Origin of the sequence: Brevibacillus fulvus (assembly GCF_016908525.1) — a bacterium.
In the GTDB taxonomy this organism is placed as follows: Bacteria; Bacillota; Bacilli; order Brevibacillales; family Brevibacillaceae; genus Brevibacillus_G; species Brevibacillus_G fulvus.
In genome coordinates, this window is record NZ_JAFBEB010000005.1 from 1 (window position 1) to 16,191 (window position 16,191).

At 45.3% G+C, this 16,191-nt stretch carries 8 protein-coding genes; 1 reads left to right on the forward strand and 7 read right to left on the reverse strand.

The window, feature by feature from the left end:
* Positions 1-614 precede the first annotated feature (614 nt).
* The 3 genes from JOD01_RS08580 to JOD01_RS08590 form a co-directional block, all read right to left on the reverse strand.
* Positions 615-3,233, reverse strand: a complete 2,619-nt coding sequence (locus tag JOD01_RS08580; RefSeq protein WP_204517867.1) for a hypothetical protein — start codon at positions 3,231-3,233, stop codon at positions 615-617.
* Between the two features lie 156 nt (positions 3,234-3,389).
* Positions 3,390-6,758, reverse strand: a complete 3,369-nt coding sequence (locus tag JOD01_RS08585) for an S-layer homology domain-containing protein (RefSeq protein WP_204517868.1) — start codon at positions 6,756-6,758, stop codon at positions 3,390-3,392.
* Positions 6,759-7,076: 318 nt separating this feature from the next.
* Positions 7,077-8,372, reverse strand: a complete 1,296-nt coding sequence (locus JOD01_RS08590; protein WP_204517869.1) for a TolC family protein — start codon at positions 8,370-8,372, stop codon at positions 7,077-7,079.
* 275 nt (positions 8,373-8,647) lie between these two features.
* On the opposite strand from JOD01_RS08590, the gene JOD01_RS08595 reads away from it, so the two are divergent.
* Positions 8,648-9,310 carry a YigZ family protein gene (locus tag JOD01_RS08595; RefSeq protein WP_204517870.1) on the forward strand — a complete coding sequence of 221 codons (663 nt, stop codon included), beginning with the start codon at positions 8,648-8,650 and terminating at the stop codon, positions 9,308-9,310.
* A 37-nt stretch (positions 9,311-9,347) separates the two neighbouring features.
* Here JOD01_RS08595 and JOD01_RS08600 read toward each other — a convergent pair whose 3' ends face one another.
* The 4 genes from JOD01_RS08600 to fabZ all read right to left on the reverse strand — a co-directional run bounded on the left by JOD01_RS08600 (position 9,348) and on the right by fabZ (position 16,164).
* Positions 9,348-13,511, reverse strand: a complete 4,164-nt coding sequence (locus tag JOD01_RS08600) for an S-layer homology domain-containing protein (protein ID WP_204517871.1) — start codon at positions 13,509-13,511, stop codon at positions 9,348-9,350.
* Positions 13,512-13,711: 200 nt separating this feature from the next.
* A complete protein-coding gene (locus JOD01_RS08605; protein ID WP_204517872.1) occupies positions 13,712-14,830 on the reverse strand; it encodes a glycosyltransferase family 4 protein in 1,119 nt (372 codons plus the stop codon).
* 40 nt (positions 14,831-14,870) lie between these two features.
* The gene (locus JOD01_RS08610; protein ID WP_204517873.1) at positions 14,871-15,596 is read right to left on the reverse strand and encodes a WecB/TagA/CpsF family glycosyltransferase; all 726 of its coding nucleotides are present in this window, start codon (positions 15,594-15,596) and stop codon (positions 14,871-14,873) included.
* A gap of 109 nt (positions 15,597-15,705) precedes the next feature.
* Entirely contained in the window at positions 15,706-16,164 is a 459-nt protein-coding gene (gene fabZ, locus JOD01_RS08615; protein ID WP_204517874.1) for a 3-hydroxyacyl-ACP dehydratase FabZ, read from the reverse strand.
* Positions 16,165-16,191 lie beyond the last annotated feature (27 nt).

Consider the following 16,191-nt stretch of genomic DNA (forward strand, 5'->3'; position numbering starts at 1 on the left):
TACAAAGAATCGCTATTACACGGTAAATAATTTAGGGGTTGGCAAGTGGTACATTTTTAATTGCCATTTGCTACATTTCTTACTTGCCAAAAACACATAAATTGATGATTTTTCTGTACTGAAAAGGTAAATAGTATTCTTTAGCGAGTGTTCAGGAGGGAGAGACGAGCAATCCGATTGACTTTTCTGAAGCGCCGCTCTCTGATCAGGGATTCTTAGAGTTTTTCAGTTAGAGTCGAAAAGATTTTGCAGTGAGTCTGATTGACGGTTCTCAACATGGTTACCGATCGACCGCAACCGCTACATATGAAACGGTACAGAGGGCCGGCAGTAACCAAGACCGTCCAGATCCAAGCGCAGCTGTCGGAACGATTAACGGGTTTCGTGAACAGTACCGGTTACACAGTAAAGGACGTGGTAAACAAAGCCGTTGAGGATTTTTTGGAGAGGTATGGTGGATAAGGAGACCCAAAGGCTTCCTTTTTGTTTAGAGAATCTATAAGAAAACAACAATAATTAAAAAGAGCCTACCTCATTCGACATTATCGGGTTGTGGGAAGCACCTATTTGTAAAAGAAAAAAGAGCCCAGATATCGGGCTCTTCTTAATATATGTTACTTAGAAATGTTAACTGTTACGTTTGCTGCTTGAGAGTTACCAGCTTTGTCCGTAACATCTGCACCAGTAGCTGGTACGAGTGTTTTAATTACAAGATCTTTAGTCAGATCGAGGGTTGTTGCAGTTGTTCCCGGAACAGCAGCGACAGCAGCCTTTGCTGTAAATGAGAATGTATCATTTACCGCATTAGTTCCAGACAGAGTCAAGGTCAAACCGTCTCCGATATCCACACCATCAGTGTAGTTGATGTCAGCACCATAATTTGTACCACCATCTTTAGAAACAGCTACCTTAGTTACAGCACCAGTATTTGCGTCAACTTCAGTAACTTTAACTACAAAATTAGTGTCAGAAGTACCATTGAATGTACCACCGATAGTAGCTGACCCAGTTCCAGATGGAGTTACTGTTCCAACTTGAGCATCTTGAGCTGGAGTTCCAGGGCTATCGGAACCTTGTTTTACAGTCAGTTTGACTTTGTTAGCGAAGCCAGAAACAGGATCTGCAACCAGTTCACTATCAGCCAAGGTCAATTCAGAACCACCTTGAGTAATGGTGAATTCTGTACCTACACTAGTGTTAGAAACAGAAGCCAAAGCTTCACTGAAAGTGAGCTCAACTGTTTTGTTATCAAGTACACGGGCTGATTGGAGAACAGGCGCTGTATTATCAACAACATCAACTGTAGTAGTTACAGGAGTGATTGTTGTTCCAGCCGCGTTTTGTACTCCACTGATAGTGAAGATTGCCTTATCGGATGCAGAGATAGCCTCTGTATCTGGCAAGTCAATGATTGCTTTCATTCGGTCATCAGAGAGTGTAATAATAGTACCCTGTGGCAATGCTTTACCTGCCAGAGTATAGTTGCTAACATCTGTTGCAGAACCAGCTACAGCGCCACCTTTTACTACTTGCTTATAGTCAACAGTGATTTTGTTATCTTTATTATTTGAACCCTTAACATCACTTGGATCAATTTTGAACTCACCTGTTGGTGCAGTACCAAAATCAATTGTGCTAGTGAAAGCAGCAGAAGTATTAGCAGTTTCTGCTAAGTCAGACACCGCATCTTTGGCAATGATAAAGGTGTATACACCTGAAAGCTGAGTAGCAGTTTTAAGTTTAACAGTCGCTTTAGTTGCACCATCAGCAATTGCAGGTTGAGTAGTGTCAAAGAAGTTAGCAGTTGCATCAGTTCCGTTCGGTGCAAGTACGCGGATTTTTCCTTCGTCAAAGCCGTCAGTTTGACCAAGTACACCTTCGCTAAAGTTAACAATGATTGCTTCTGTTTTACCATCAGCTGCTTTTTTAGCCTGAATGCTTGTGATCGCAGGAGCTGTTGCATCTTTAGTGAGAGTCACTGTTTTAGTAACGGCTGCAGACTTATTGCCCAGAGTATCAGTGATGTCTTTGTTGAATACCACAGTTAAAGTTCTAGAAGTAGCAGTTGTGTAGAGCTTATCTTTAACTGGGATAATGAATTGAGTGTCAGAATCAGTAGCCCCTGGGGTAGCAACAGTAATGGTGTCTATGTTAACATCTGCAAGCAATTCATCTTTGATTTTGGTACCGACAGCTGCTTGAACGGAGGCAAGTGTAACCTCTTTATTAAAGGTAACAAGAATTTGATGGTCTCCCTTCGCAGCCAAGCTGACAACTTGAGGAGCATTTGCATCTGTAGTAATGGAGAAAGTCTTGGATACAAGAGAAGTAACGTTATCTGCTGTATCAGTCAGATTCACAATCTCAAGAGTGTGAGTTTTAGATGCATCCAAGGACAGGTTGCTTAATGTTAATTTAGAACCTGCCACAGTTGTTCCAGCAACAGCCCCATCAATCTTGACTACCGCAGCAGCTTTAACTGGCTCAGTAAAAGTAAGATCTACAGAAGAAGCAGTAGCACTATTAGTTTTAGAAACGATAGTGGCTACATCAGGCTTAACTGTATCCTCAACAGAGATTACTTTGGTGAAAGTTGAAACAACTTTCGTATTATCTGCATCTAATTTTACACCTTTAACTGTTACTACAACATCTGTTTTAACTTTGATTGGGGTATTTGTTGTTACAATCAGAGTTTTCCCATCTTCTTGTAATTCTCTGGTGTCACCAGCAAAACCGTCAAAGGTTACGTTTGCAGGAAGTTCAGCAGAATCCTTATCTACTACATCACTGAACTCGATTTTGATTTGAGAAGCGTTAATTGCACTTACACTTTCAACTTCCAGATCGCCTGTAGGTTCGTCGCCACCCAAATCGGTTACTGGGTTCACTTTTTCACCTGTAGTACCGTCTTCTTTGATAGCGGTATAATCGTTATCTTCGAAGTCAGCAGCAGTTGGCTCATGGTAAGTTTCGCCATCCAAGAGTGCATCGATCGTAGCAGCACCAGACGGTGTTACGAATACAACTTTATCCAAGTTGGTTACCATGTCGGCAATGTCTTCTTGGAACAAAGCTTGGGAATCATCAGACAGAAGTGCATCGTAGGAGTAATATCTGTCAACATCTCCGCCGATGTAGATACCAGTGCCAACGTTTGCTGCGAATGCGGATGTAGCCAAGCTTGCTACGACTGCGCTGGAAAGAACAGAAACAGCTACTTTTTTATTCACGTACTACCCCTCCAAAAATTGATAGGATTTTCTCGTTTACGATGATTCAGGAGATTGATTATGTAGGAGATCAGAGGGCCGAAACCCTCTGATCCCATCATCTATTTAGGTCCCCTGAACACCTGTTATACTCGATCGGAGTCCCAAGTTTATTTATTATTCGTTGATGTCGAAGTCAACTTCTTGCTCATCGCCATCTACAGGAACTACAGTCAAAGTACCTTCGGATGGATCTGCACCGCCATCAAGAGTGATGTCGATTTTCACTTCACCATCTTCAATTACATCTGCAGGATCGAAGGAGTACTCTTCGCCATCGATAGTAACTACGAGTTCATCGATGTCGGAAGCATCTACATCGCTACCCAAATCTGCAGTTACACGAACGATTGTTGCTGCACCAGCAATGTCAACTTTTTTACCAGCTACGTTGTCAACGAATTCACCATCAACTGGTTCTTCATCGTCATCGTCGCCGTTGCCAGCGTCATCGTTCAAAGATGCAGCCCATTGATCCATATCGTCAACGATGTCGTATTCGTCAGCGTCATCGCCAGCTACCACACGAACAACGTATTGATATTCGTCACCGCTATCTTCGGTTTGAATCAAGAGGACATAGTCATCTTCATCTACATCGCTCAAGGAATCTGGACCGTCAGCATCGTAGTAGGATACATCGTTGTCAAGGCTGTAACGAACCATGTCGCCATCTTCGTTTTCATAGGAGATTCTGTCGTCTTCGAATTCATCAACGCGAACTGCTTTGATGTCATTCACATCGACATTTTCCCAATCGTCTTCATCAGCGAGTTCAGTGTCATAGTAGTCACTGTCAGTCCAGTCAACCAAGTTTACAACATCGTCAACTACGAGCTCATCACCATCAAGCGTGAAGGCAATGAAGTCACCTTGTTCGAATACATCTTCAGCATCGTTCACATCGTCATCCAAAGTGTATTCCACTTCTTCAACTTCACCGTTTTGGTCTTGATCCTCAAACAGTGTTACGCTGTTTTTCGCATCAGAGAAGCTGCTTACCAAACCGTAGTGAACATCGCTAGCTGCGCCGTCGCCACCTACTACGAAGATGAATTCAACTTCATCGTCATCGTTGGTTACAACAACAACATCGGAGTTGTCTTTCTTCGCAACAGTAGAGAATTTGGTTGTTTTCGGATTGTCGATTTCAGCCAAATCAGAGTCTTCGTCAACTTCTACACCTTTGTGCAGATCCCATACAACCGTGTCATCAGTTACATCGTAGGTAGTACCATCGATTTTCACACTGTCGCGGTCTTCGTCAGCAGCGTCATCCCACTCTTCGCCAGAGATAACATCACTGAATTGAGCGTCAACCAATTGAACTTCATCTACATCGTTGTTGTTGTCATAAGAAACTTCAACAACTACCGGTTGTTCTGCATCTGGAGTCAGAGCAGCAACTACATCGCCGTCATACTCTTTGCCATCAACATCTTTGATGTCGTCTTTTTCAAGACTGATGGTCTCGGATTTGCCTTTTTCTGTGTACACTTTGAATTTGTATTCGTCATCGCCAGCATCATAGGTAGCTTGACGAGTTACTACAGCGTATACGCGTTTCGATTTAACATCATCCAAAGCTTCGATGTGACGGATACGACCGGAAGCGTCGAGGTATGCTTTTACTTTCACACCATCGAGGTCACGGATGGTTTGTTCGTCATTTTCATCGTTGTTTGGATTCAATTTTTCTACATCTTTGTTGCCGTTATCGGAGTAAGAAACACCGCGGAAACGATATTCTTTGTCACCGATTTTCAGACGGTTGTCGCTCTTGATTACAACGTCGTCTACTTTACCTTCTACTACGTTGCGAGTAGCGAAGATCAACGGTTTGTCTTCATCGCCATCAGCATAGTAAACGTTGTAAACGTCCATTGGTTGCAAGTCAGCCAATTTCGCTGGTTTGCCGTTCAAGAATACGAGGAAGTCTTCGCCTTCTACTTTGTCATCCAAATCGAAGGAACCGTCTTCCAGGTTTTTAATTTTGTTGTTGGATACTTTTTCGATTACTTCAGAACCGTATTTGGAATCGGTGTCGATGTCTGGTTGAACATCGTCAACAACGCTCAAGTAACCGATTTTGCCTTCGCCGTTCAAAACGATTTTCACAGCGAACGGATAGCTGTCAGCGAAGTCGTCAACCAATTCTTTCAAGCCTTTTACAGCATCTTTGCCATCTTCATAACGTTTGAAGTTGTAAGTGATTTGTACATCTTCATCCAGTTTGTAGCCACGGCCAAGGCTGTCGAGGTTGATTTCTACATCTTCCAATTTTTCCAACTCATCGTTGTCGTTGCTTTCTTCGATATCGATATCGTCGCCAGCGTCAACGTTTTTGCCGTCAAATTGGATTGTATCCAAACGGTCGTTGATTACAGTTTCGTCTTCGGAGTTTTCCATCCAAACTACTGTATCTTGAGCAGCATCTTTGATCCATACTTGAACGTGTTGTCCAAGGAATTGGTTAGGATCGATACCAGCTGCCACTTTGAAAGTTTTGGAAGAAGTTTGTTTGTCGTTATCGTTGTCAAGAACAACGTTGCGCAAAGTAACTTCGTCGCCTTTCAGATCGCCAAGACCTACAGCAGGTACGTTCTCAACGAATGGCAGAGAGTCGTTGCTCAGGTTGTTATCGCCAGTCCACTCCATGTCACGAACCGTTACATCGAGGTACTCGCTGAGCAAAGTTTGACCTTTTTGCTCTTCGAAACGAAGTTCAGTACCGTAAGATACTTGTTTCATCAAGTCAACGGTCAAAGCGTTGTCCAGGAAAGTGAAGATGTCACCGCGAGTAGCTGCTTTGTTAGGATCAACGATTGTTTTGGTGATTCCCAACTCGGAAGCTTTGCTGATGAAGTTGTTTGGCCATACGCCTTTAACAGCTGGCTCATAACCAAGTGCACGAACGATCATGGTGATCGCTTCAGCATAAGTTACTTGAGCTTGTGGTTTGAAGGTTTTGTCTGCATAACCTTTAACGATTTCTTGGTTAGAAGCTACGTTTACGAAACCAGCGAACCAGTCAGTGGTGTGAACGTCAGCAAAATTGTTTTGGTATTGAGCCAATTTCGCTGCTTCTTCGAGACCGCGAGCACGAGCAACCAAAGTTGCGAACTCAGCGCGAGTGATCGTACGGTCTGCACCGATTTGACCATCTTCATAACCAGCTACCAAACCGAGAGCTTGGAGGCGGCCAACAACTTGTTGAAGCGCAGGATCTACAGTTTCAGCAGCTGCAGGAGCTGCGGTTTCTTCAGTTGTAGTGGTGGTTTCTTGGGTAGCTGCAGCATCAGTAGTAGTAGTTGCTTCTTCAGCACCTACAACTGCAGGCGCAACGGTCAGTGCGAGTGCACTAGCTAATACACTGTTAACAACCTTTTTCATAATCTTAGGTTCTCCTCCTCTAGTATAAACAAATTGTTCTTGGGGAATAATTGCCTTACATGTATTTTTCTTTTTAAAGCCCGAATCCTGCAAGCGCGTTTCACCTCCTTTCGCAGGATCGTGGTTTTGCCTATGTTTTTATTTTTGCAATAAATCTTTTATTGTGTAAAAAGCAAACAATCATAAGTGTACCACAGTTGGTAGAGTTCGTGAATCTGTTTTTACACAATTCCCCGTTTTTCTGTGACATTCTATTAAACGCTTCACGATTCGAAAAGTTGCGGTTCGGTTTTAAAAATTTTTTCTTTTTTTTGTCGAACCGTCTCGCAGCCATCGTGATTGGCTACAATTCGTATTATAGGTTGTTCGTCAGCGTAAGTCATCTACAACCTTTTTCCAATCTCAGTCGGGTTATTTTTGTTCCTCTTCTGTTTGCGGAACACCCAGCGAATTCTCGAAGCTGACGACGGCCAGATTGTAGTCGCGCAGCGCTTCCTGATAGTTGTTTTCCTGCGTGGACAGCTCTTCTTCGGCCTGGATCACATCGAGCGTGGTTGCCAAACCGTTTTGAAAGCGCAAGTTGGTCAAACGGTAGTTTTCCGCCGCCGATTCTTTTGCTTTCAGCGTAAATTCGACCGTTTGTTTCGCCGCATCAAGGTTATAGTACGCCTGGGCGACATCGAGTTTTACATTATCCTGTTCTTCCTGAATGCCCAGTTCGGCGGCATCGATGTCGTTATTTGCCTTTTGTCCGGCATAAGACACGGCGGAACCGTATTTGGCGATAATGTCATAGTTCAATTTGGCCAGGGTCAATTCTTCCTGTGCCTGAATGATTTCCACACGCTGTTTGAGCGCTTTTTCCGTTGCCTCCTGCAGACTCATGCTGATCGGCTGCAGCTGTTTGTTCTCCGGACTGAGCACCCATTTTTTATTCAAGTCGACACCAATATATTGATTGAATTTCATCATCGAGGTTTTCAGCGTATTTTCCGCGCTGACCAGGGCAGCTTGCGCCTGCGCTACGCCCATTTCCGCCTGCAGAACGTCGGATTTCGCTTTGGTGCCGACCTTCAAGCCCGCTTCCGCTACTTTCAATTGCTCCTGGGAACGAGTCAAACTTTGTTTTTTCAATTCCACCTGCGCTTGCGCATTCAGCAAATCATAGTACATTTGCTGGGTGGTCGCTTTGGTCGTGTTTTCCGTATTTTTCAACGAAAGCGCATTGACCCGTTTGGTCGACTCCGCTTGCGCCGGGCTGCTGTATTTGCTTTGCGCCTGGGAGATATCTTCGATCGCGTCATTGGAAATGTGGCGAGCGGAGTTGCGGGCGAGCAGCGCATTGGTATTGGCGGTATCAATCTGGATGCGCAACGATTGCAATGTTTTGTTTGTTTTCAACGCTTGGGCGATCGCCTTGTCCAACGATAACGGCTCCGCTTCGGCAGATGCTTGTGTGCTGTCAGCCGCAGGTGCGGTCGTTTCGGCGGTTGTTGCCGCAGCATTGGCAGCTCCGTTTGCGGTCGTCGCCGCAGCAGCCGGCGCCGTTGTGCTGGCCGCAGCTGTTTCCGTTGTTGTTGTCGCAGCTGTCGCAGCCGCCGTGTTGGCAGTCGTCTTATTGTCTGCCGCATAAACCGAGCCGGCGGTGATGGCAACAGCAGCTGCCACCGTCACGGTGATCCATTTTTTCGAATATGGAAAATTCATCATAAACACTCCTTTTTCAGCATTGTTATCCATTTTGCAAGCCAGTTCCCTGCGTAAACCTGGACTTTACGAGGTTCATTCGGATTGTCCCAACGATACTATACCATAGTCAATCAATATTTTATTGTATCTAGAGATATATCCTATAACAAATTTCTTACAAATTTTTTAAAAACACACTAGTTTATTTCTGGTAAACTTTTTTGACGTCCTGTTGCCGCTTCGTCCTTGCAACCGCTGACAGGCATGTTATCCTTGTTTACAGAGGTGATACTATGCTGGATCAATACAAAACCGTCGCCGGGTACGGAGAAGATGAGATCGTGATCGAACGTTCCCGCTTTATCGGATATGCCCAACGCGCCACCACCGAAGAGGAGGCGGTGGCCTTTATCGCCATGATCAAGAAAAAGCATTGGGACGCCACCCATAACTGCTCCGCGTTCGTAATCGGCGAACAGGATCACATCCAACGTTCCAGCGATGATGGCGAACCAAGCGGCACAGCCGGCAAACCGATTCTCGAGTGCATCAAGAAAAACGGCTGCAAAGATACCGTGGTCGTCGTCACCCGCTACTTTGGCGGCATCAAGCTGGGCGCCGGCGGTCTGGTCCGCGCCTATACGGCCGGTACCGTCACCGCCTTGAACGCCGCCGGCATCGTCGCCCGCATCCTCCATCAGGAAGTGGTCGTCAGTGTCGATTATCATTGGTGGGGCAAGGTGGAAAACGAACTGCGCATTCGCGCCAGCCGGGTCAAAGATACGGTCTATACGGACAAGGTCGCGGTGCATATTCTCGTCCCGCATGGCGAAGAAGATGCGTTTGTCGCCGACATGATCGAACTGACCAACGGCCAGGCAGCGATTACGCTGGGCGAAAAAGAGTATGTGGAAGTACCGATAACCGCTGTTGGCGATGAAGCAGAAAGAAGCTGACCAGGGATGATTCCTGATCAGCTTCTTCTATTATATATTACAGTTTTTTCAGCTGCTTCATTACACGAACGGTAATGACCGCCATGTCAGCCCTGGTCAATTTTGATTCCGGCAAGAATCGATATGTTGGTTTTTTTGCATTCGCATCAACCGGTTCGCCAGTCATCAGTTTTGCTTTCGTTACCGCCAGCACCGATTGGGCTGCGTAATAACCAACATCTTTTCCATCTGTAAACAGCTTTTCCAGATTCGCTTGAGCGGCTTCCGGAGTTCCAGTTGTTTTTAAATTCATCGCGCGAGCAATCATAATTGCTGCTTCTTGACGAAGCAATGGCTCATCCGGTTCAAAGAAACCAGGCTCCGTTCCGCGCACGATCCCGGCGCGGGCAGCTGTTTCGATGTACTTGTACTCGTAATCCCATGTATCCCAATCGGGCTTCACATCGCTGAATGTCGGGGAAACAGGATCATCTCCATCGTAAGGACCGTCATTGATTGGCAGATCCAACGCTTTTACCAGCATCGTTGCAAATTCTCCACGGCTGATATCCAGATTGGCTCCAAAGCTGCTTCCGCTGTAAGCCGACATGATCCCTTTGGAATAAAGAGTTTCCATATCGTCACGAGCGTAATCGTGGTTCACCACATCGTCAAAAGACTCTTTGTTTTTCAGAACAATGTAGTAACCGAAAGCCCGAAACGGAACTGTGATTGTTTGGTTACCTGTATTCACTACGCCGCCAAGGCTATGCCAATCTCTACCGTCAAAGAAGAATACAGAAAGAACGTTGTTGGCAGCATTAACGACTGAAGTATCGTAAGCAATCGTTAAGGTTCCTTCTTTATTCGGTACTAAATTCTCATCATAGCGAGATTTAAAATCGTCCGTATCCCCTTCATCGTCATAGGGATCTTTCCCGCCGGGATTATCTTCATAACCGCCATCAATGTAATAAAGCGGACTTGCGTAATTAAACTTTTCTAACAGCGTATCATTGTCTAATTCCAAATCATCTGCCAGATCATCGCCCGGAATCGTTACTTGCCCGGTTGTTTTATCGGCAATCCCGAAATACAACGGCACATCTGTATAAATGCGAGCGTTGGGATTATCCACTTTTTTCCCGGCTTCATTATCGTCAGGTGACATAAGAACAGTACCGGTTGGAAATTTCAAAGTCAGTCCTTTATCAAACAGGGAAAAACTAACTTTCTTACCCAAAGTATCCCGATACTCAGCGCCGCTGACAGAAGAGTTGGCATTGTAAATTTCCACTTGATCGTTATAGCTGTTGTTTCCAACTTGCACCGTAAATTTAACTGTGTTTAACCCCTTTTTCAAGGATACATTCGCTGTAAAGACATAATAGGTTTTAGGCACAGCCTTACCAAGATCTTCGTCAAAGGTGAAATCTCGATTGGTGGTATTTTCTACGGTTGCCTCCACTTTGCCGAACATCACTTTATCCGCGTTTTCAGCGAAAATCTTGATCGGTATACTGTTGCTGTTCACGATAATGTACTCATCGCTGTCTCTAATTTTTGTGGGAGATATGATTTCCCAACTGTTTGTTTGTTGATTGATGGTGATCTCATAGCGAACTCTGGCGCCGTTATCGTCTTCAGCGACGATCGTATAGATGGTTTTTCCGTTCTTCTCTAAGATTAACGGGAAAAGATTTAGCGCTTCCTCCTGATCATCAGGATCAGTTACCTTATCTTGAACACTTTTTAAAATCTTATTATATTGCGTTGTGCTCATTTCGCCTTCAAAATCATTTTTGCCAGACGATTCAAAATTATATTCCTCAAAATAGTCGGTGATATCGTCGTCATCCGGCAATTGATCCAGCGTATCCAGATATTCGTAATTTTTCCGGTCTGCTTTCCAGTCACCATCATCATTGACAAAATCAATGATCCGATTTCCGTTTTTCTCCACATAAACATGTGTAGCATCATTGACTTCGAAGGTGAAATCGGTGAGGAATTCCGCTCCTGTTTTATATTCCGAATCGCCTGCATCCTTTTCCAAATCAACATTCTTGCCGTTTGCGTTCACTTTCAGCTTTACTCCGGTAATGGTCGGAGCTTGCGAAGTGATAAACAAAATGTCATAGGTGAACGTATATTTTTTATTTAAAACAATTTCCAGCTTATTCGTACCTTTTTTCAATCCGTCACTGATTTTATCATCCAGGATACGGAATGTATCTGTCTGTTGACTGGTTATTGCCAAAGGTTCACCGTTCAATTCAGCTTCCAAGGTGGAAATGGTAGTGTTATACACTTTCCCGTCAAGATTTGGAATATCATCGATGTCATTAACGACAAAACCATCTTCAAAAGATCGCACTTTTCCGCTGCTATCGACATAAGTCAACTGAACAAACGGAGAGACATTAACCTCCAGATGGTACTCCGGGGTATCCGCCGATTCCCCCCCATTTTCATAAGAAATTTTTAGTACCCCTTCACCAGATCCGAGACTTTTAAGGGTAAATTCAAATCCTTGACCGTCAGCTGTCGAAAATGAATTGAAGTCAATATCACTCATTACATCGTTATTGTAGCGGATCGTGAAATTACTTTCGTCCAATGCCATGTTTTGTGTATAAACCTTAAACTTGGCAGGAACCGTTGAGATAACGTTGTTTTCCGTGGTGGACAGCGCACTTGACAAATACTCAACATTCCCAAACAAAGGTTTGTCTTTGTCTACATAAGTAAACAGGTATTTATAATTGTTCATGCTTGTACTACCTGCTGGCGAATGGCCACCGGATGAATCAACTTCGTCATAACTATAACTTAAGGAGACACGATACGTGTGATCTTCCGTTAACGAAGAAGAAGAAACTGCCGCCGGCTTATTCAACTTATAGCGATTGAATCCGTCTTGCGTTGTCCCTTCCTTCGTCAACTCGCTTCCGGATATTTCAAAAGTGATTGGGGTTGCGGAAGCATTGGTAGTATCCTCAACTTTTACCTCAAACTTGAGATTCGTATTCCTTGTTTCGTCAAATTTAATTGCAGCGTACCCAACGAAATCGAAACTGGTCACATCGTTATACAAATTTACCGACTTATCCGGATTCAAAGCGATCGAGCCCAGGCTAACATCATAAAAAAGGCTGTCTTCGTCATCTTCTGAAGTCAAAATAAAAATAGTCCGATCAATTTCGCCCACTTTTTTGTTGTTATTGATTGCAGTGAAAGCTAATATGTTTTCCCCCAGCCGAGCAGGCAAGTCGGCGGAAAAGAGACCGGTCCGGCTAACTGTTGCCTCTACCGCTTCCCCTGTTGTTTTGTTTCGGATTTCTACTGTGTCTGCGTTGGTTGCCTTCCCGCTGACCCGCAGTTCCATATTATCCGCGGAATCAACAGTTATAAAAGTTGTATCTATAGGCTCAAGCGGAGTATCTTCAATTGTCAGATTGCTGAGCAACGGCGTGTTATTATACTGCACATAAAAATTGAGGTGCTCTGCTGTTGTATTGCCTAACTTTTCATAAAAGACAATCTGGTTTAATCCAGCACTTAACGGAATATCGCTAAAAGTGAATCTGTTATTGGTTCCCAGTTTTGGCGGTGTTTTTTCCAGATCATTGACTGTTTGACCGTTATTGGTAATGATCTTTATTCGCAAATTACTTCCGGTCAGGCCAGCGCCATATGTACCGCTTAGCGTAATCTTCGAATCACCAAAAACTACCGCATTATACGGATCAATCCCTTGGTTTTGATATCCATCCAGTATAATCGGTCGATTGTCTTCGGTCGGGTTGTATTGATAATAAATATAAGCTTTATTTCCTGTGCTTACGATTTGTGCCATCAAAACGTTAGCACCTGGACTTAAGTTGAAATTTTTAATGGTATAGGACGGATTAACAGGGTCTGTTGTATCCGGCAAAGTTTGCAACGGATCACCGTTTAACGTAATGCGAATTTGTGGACTGAGTTCTGTAGTTCCGGAAAAAGCAACTTTCAAACCTGATATAGTTTGGGAGCTAACGACGTAAGCTTTTGATTGTGATGTTCCGTCACCACTTGATGCAACAGGTACCGCAGTACTGGCATCAAAGTTAATCGTTTCCGCTGCAAGAGCCACTCCCGCCGGCAGGAGACCTGTGATCAGCAACAGCATCGACAAGCTTGTCGCCAGCCACTGCCTAATTTGTCTCATTGATGTGCGCAATTCTTTTCACCTCTCCTTGAGTTTTAGCCTGGTTGGGCTGGAAAATTTGCATTCGATTAGAACTACTTCTTCTATCTTTTATGTATCGGCAATTCGAATCTTCAATTTTAGACAAAATCTTGCAAATAGGCATTTTCGCCTAACTGGACCGTACCACAAATCAAAAAGCCGACCTGCTCAGGCAGATCGGCTCGTTATGATTAGTGACTGCGTCTTTCCGTATATTTGATTTTCAACCGCCGATAGGCATTGATCAGCGGGCGATAACGCCGCCCGACAAGTCCGACGATCTCGGTGCCGATATGAACGGCGAACAGCAAAATCGCTATGAGAATGATGGTCGTCCACAATTGGGTTGTCTTGGACAGAACGATGGCAATCGTTCCGAAGAAGATGCTGATTGCATAGATCGTCAAAACGGTCGCCCGATGGGAGAGTCCCATATTTAACAGGCAGTGATGCAAATGACCCTTGTCCGGAGCCGAGATCGGTTTGTTATTGACAATCCGCCGCACAATCGCAAAAAACGTATCCCACAGCGGCACACCCAACACGACGATCGGGATGATGAACGAAACAAACAACGCTTCCTTAAAGCCCATGATCGACAGAGCCGCCAGGTTGAATCCAAGGAATAACGATCCGGTATCGCCCATGAAAATTTTCGCCGGGTGGAAGTTGAAGTACAGGAACCCGAGAATTGCCCCCAACAATACGAAGCAGTAAGTGGCGACATCATTGTAATAGGCGCCGGCACCGGAATAACCCATGATCAGCGCGACGACGGCCATAGTGCCGACCGCGATCCCCGACACCCCGGCCGACAATCCGTCGAGACCGTCAATCAGGTTGATCGCATTGGTTACCCCGACAATCCAAAAGATCGTGATCGGAATCGCCAGCCACGCCAACCAGCCGCTGCTGAAATCGATATATCCGTTATAGGGCAAATGAACGATGCCGATTTTCAAGCCAAACGGGATCACGACAACCGCTGTGCCGACCAGCTGCCCAAGCAGCTTCCACTTGGGTGACAGCTGAAATTTGTCATCCAGCATCCCGGTGAGCATAATGATTGTCCCGCCGACGAAGATGCCCAGCATTTCCTCTGTTTTCTCGTAGGGGACAAACAGAAAGAAAGAAACCAGGTATCCAATGTAAATCGCCAGTCCGCCCAATCTTGGCATAATCCGCTTATGTACCTTTCTTTGGTCGGGCGCATCGACGGCGCCAATCTTGACGGCCAGTTTTTTGACATATGGCGTTGCGATGAATGTAACGATGAGCGAAGTCAAAAGTCCGTAAACAAGACTAGACATCCGTTCTTTTCCCCTCTCTATACGATTCCGTTATCCTTTTTTATGCTTTCTTTGTTTCCCGAACCACTTTCCACAAAAAGCGCGGAATAGCCAACTGCCTGCGCCAGCGCGACGGCTGGGACAGCAACCGGTACAGCCATTCCAGATGCAATCGCTGCCAGACGCGGGGCGCCCGTTTCACTTTCCCGGCAATTACATCAAAGCTGCCGCCTACCCCCATCATCAGCGATACCTGCAAATTTGCGGCGTAACGGTCCATCCAGAGATCCTGCTTCGGCGCTCCCAATGCCGCAAACAGCAACTCGGGTTTGTGCTCGGCAATCTCTTGCACGATCGCCGCTTCCTCGTCTTGGGAAAAGTACCCGTCGCGATGTCCGACGATCTTTGCCCCGGCATACCGCTCGGCCAGACGTTCGGCTGCCAGTCGGTTTACTTCCGGAGAAGCTCCCAACAAGTAGACTTTCCAACCGCGCTGATCGGCAACCTGCATCAACGCTTCCAACAATTCGATTCCAGTTACGCGTTCATAAATCGGCAAGCCCAGCCACTTGGCCGCGTAAACAATGCCAATCCCATCGGGAACCACATAGGCTTGCTCGACAATTCGACGGAATTCTTGATGTTCTTGCGCAATCATCACGATTTCCGGGTTGGCCGTGACCACATGCGTCTGTTCACCGCGCTCGATCCGGTCGACCAACTCTTCCACCGTCTCATGGAAGCCGCGGATTGAAAACGGTATCCCTAATATTCTCGCGACTTTCATTGTGAATATATTCCACCTTCGCTACTTATATAGACACAGACGTCAAAAAAACGCAAAAAGTTGCACCTTAGCCATTCTACTCCAAAAGAAAAGCACATTCAAGAAAAAATCATGAATGTGCCTCTTGTTGTGCCGAAAGAGCAAACATAATGTCTCCTTCTGCCACGATTTTCTCATCCACTTTGGCGATGGCATGGCCTTTGCCGATCGAACCGCGCAGCCGCGTCAACTCCACTTCCAGTGTCAATGTATCGCCGGGTTTTACCTGCTCCTTGAATCGGAAGCCGTCGACACCGGCCAAAAAGCCCAGTTTCCCCTTGTTTTCTTCCATGCTCAGGACGGCTATGGCCCCTACTTGCGCCAGCGCTTCGACAATCAATACGCCGGGCATGACCGGATAACCGGGAAAATGGCCTTGGAAAAACGGCTCGTTAATTGTCACATTTTTTTGCCCGACGACTCGTTTGCCGACCTCCAACTCGATGATTCGGTCGACCAACAGGAACGGGTAGCGGTGTGGAATAATTTTTTGAATTTCCGCACTGTCCAAAAGCGTTTTTGTATCCATTTGCACAACTCCATTTCCATCTTTTTG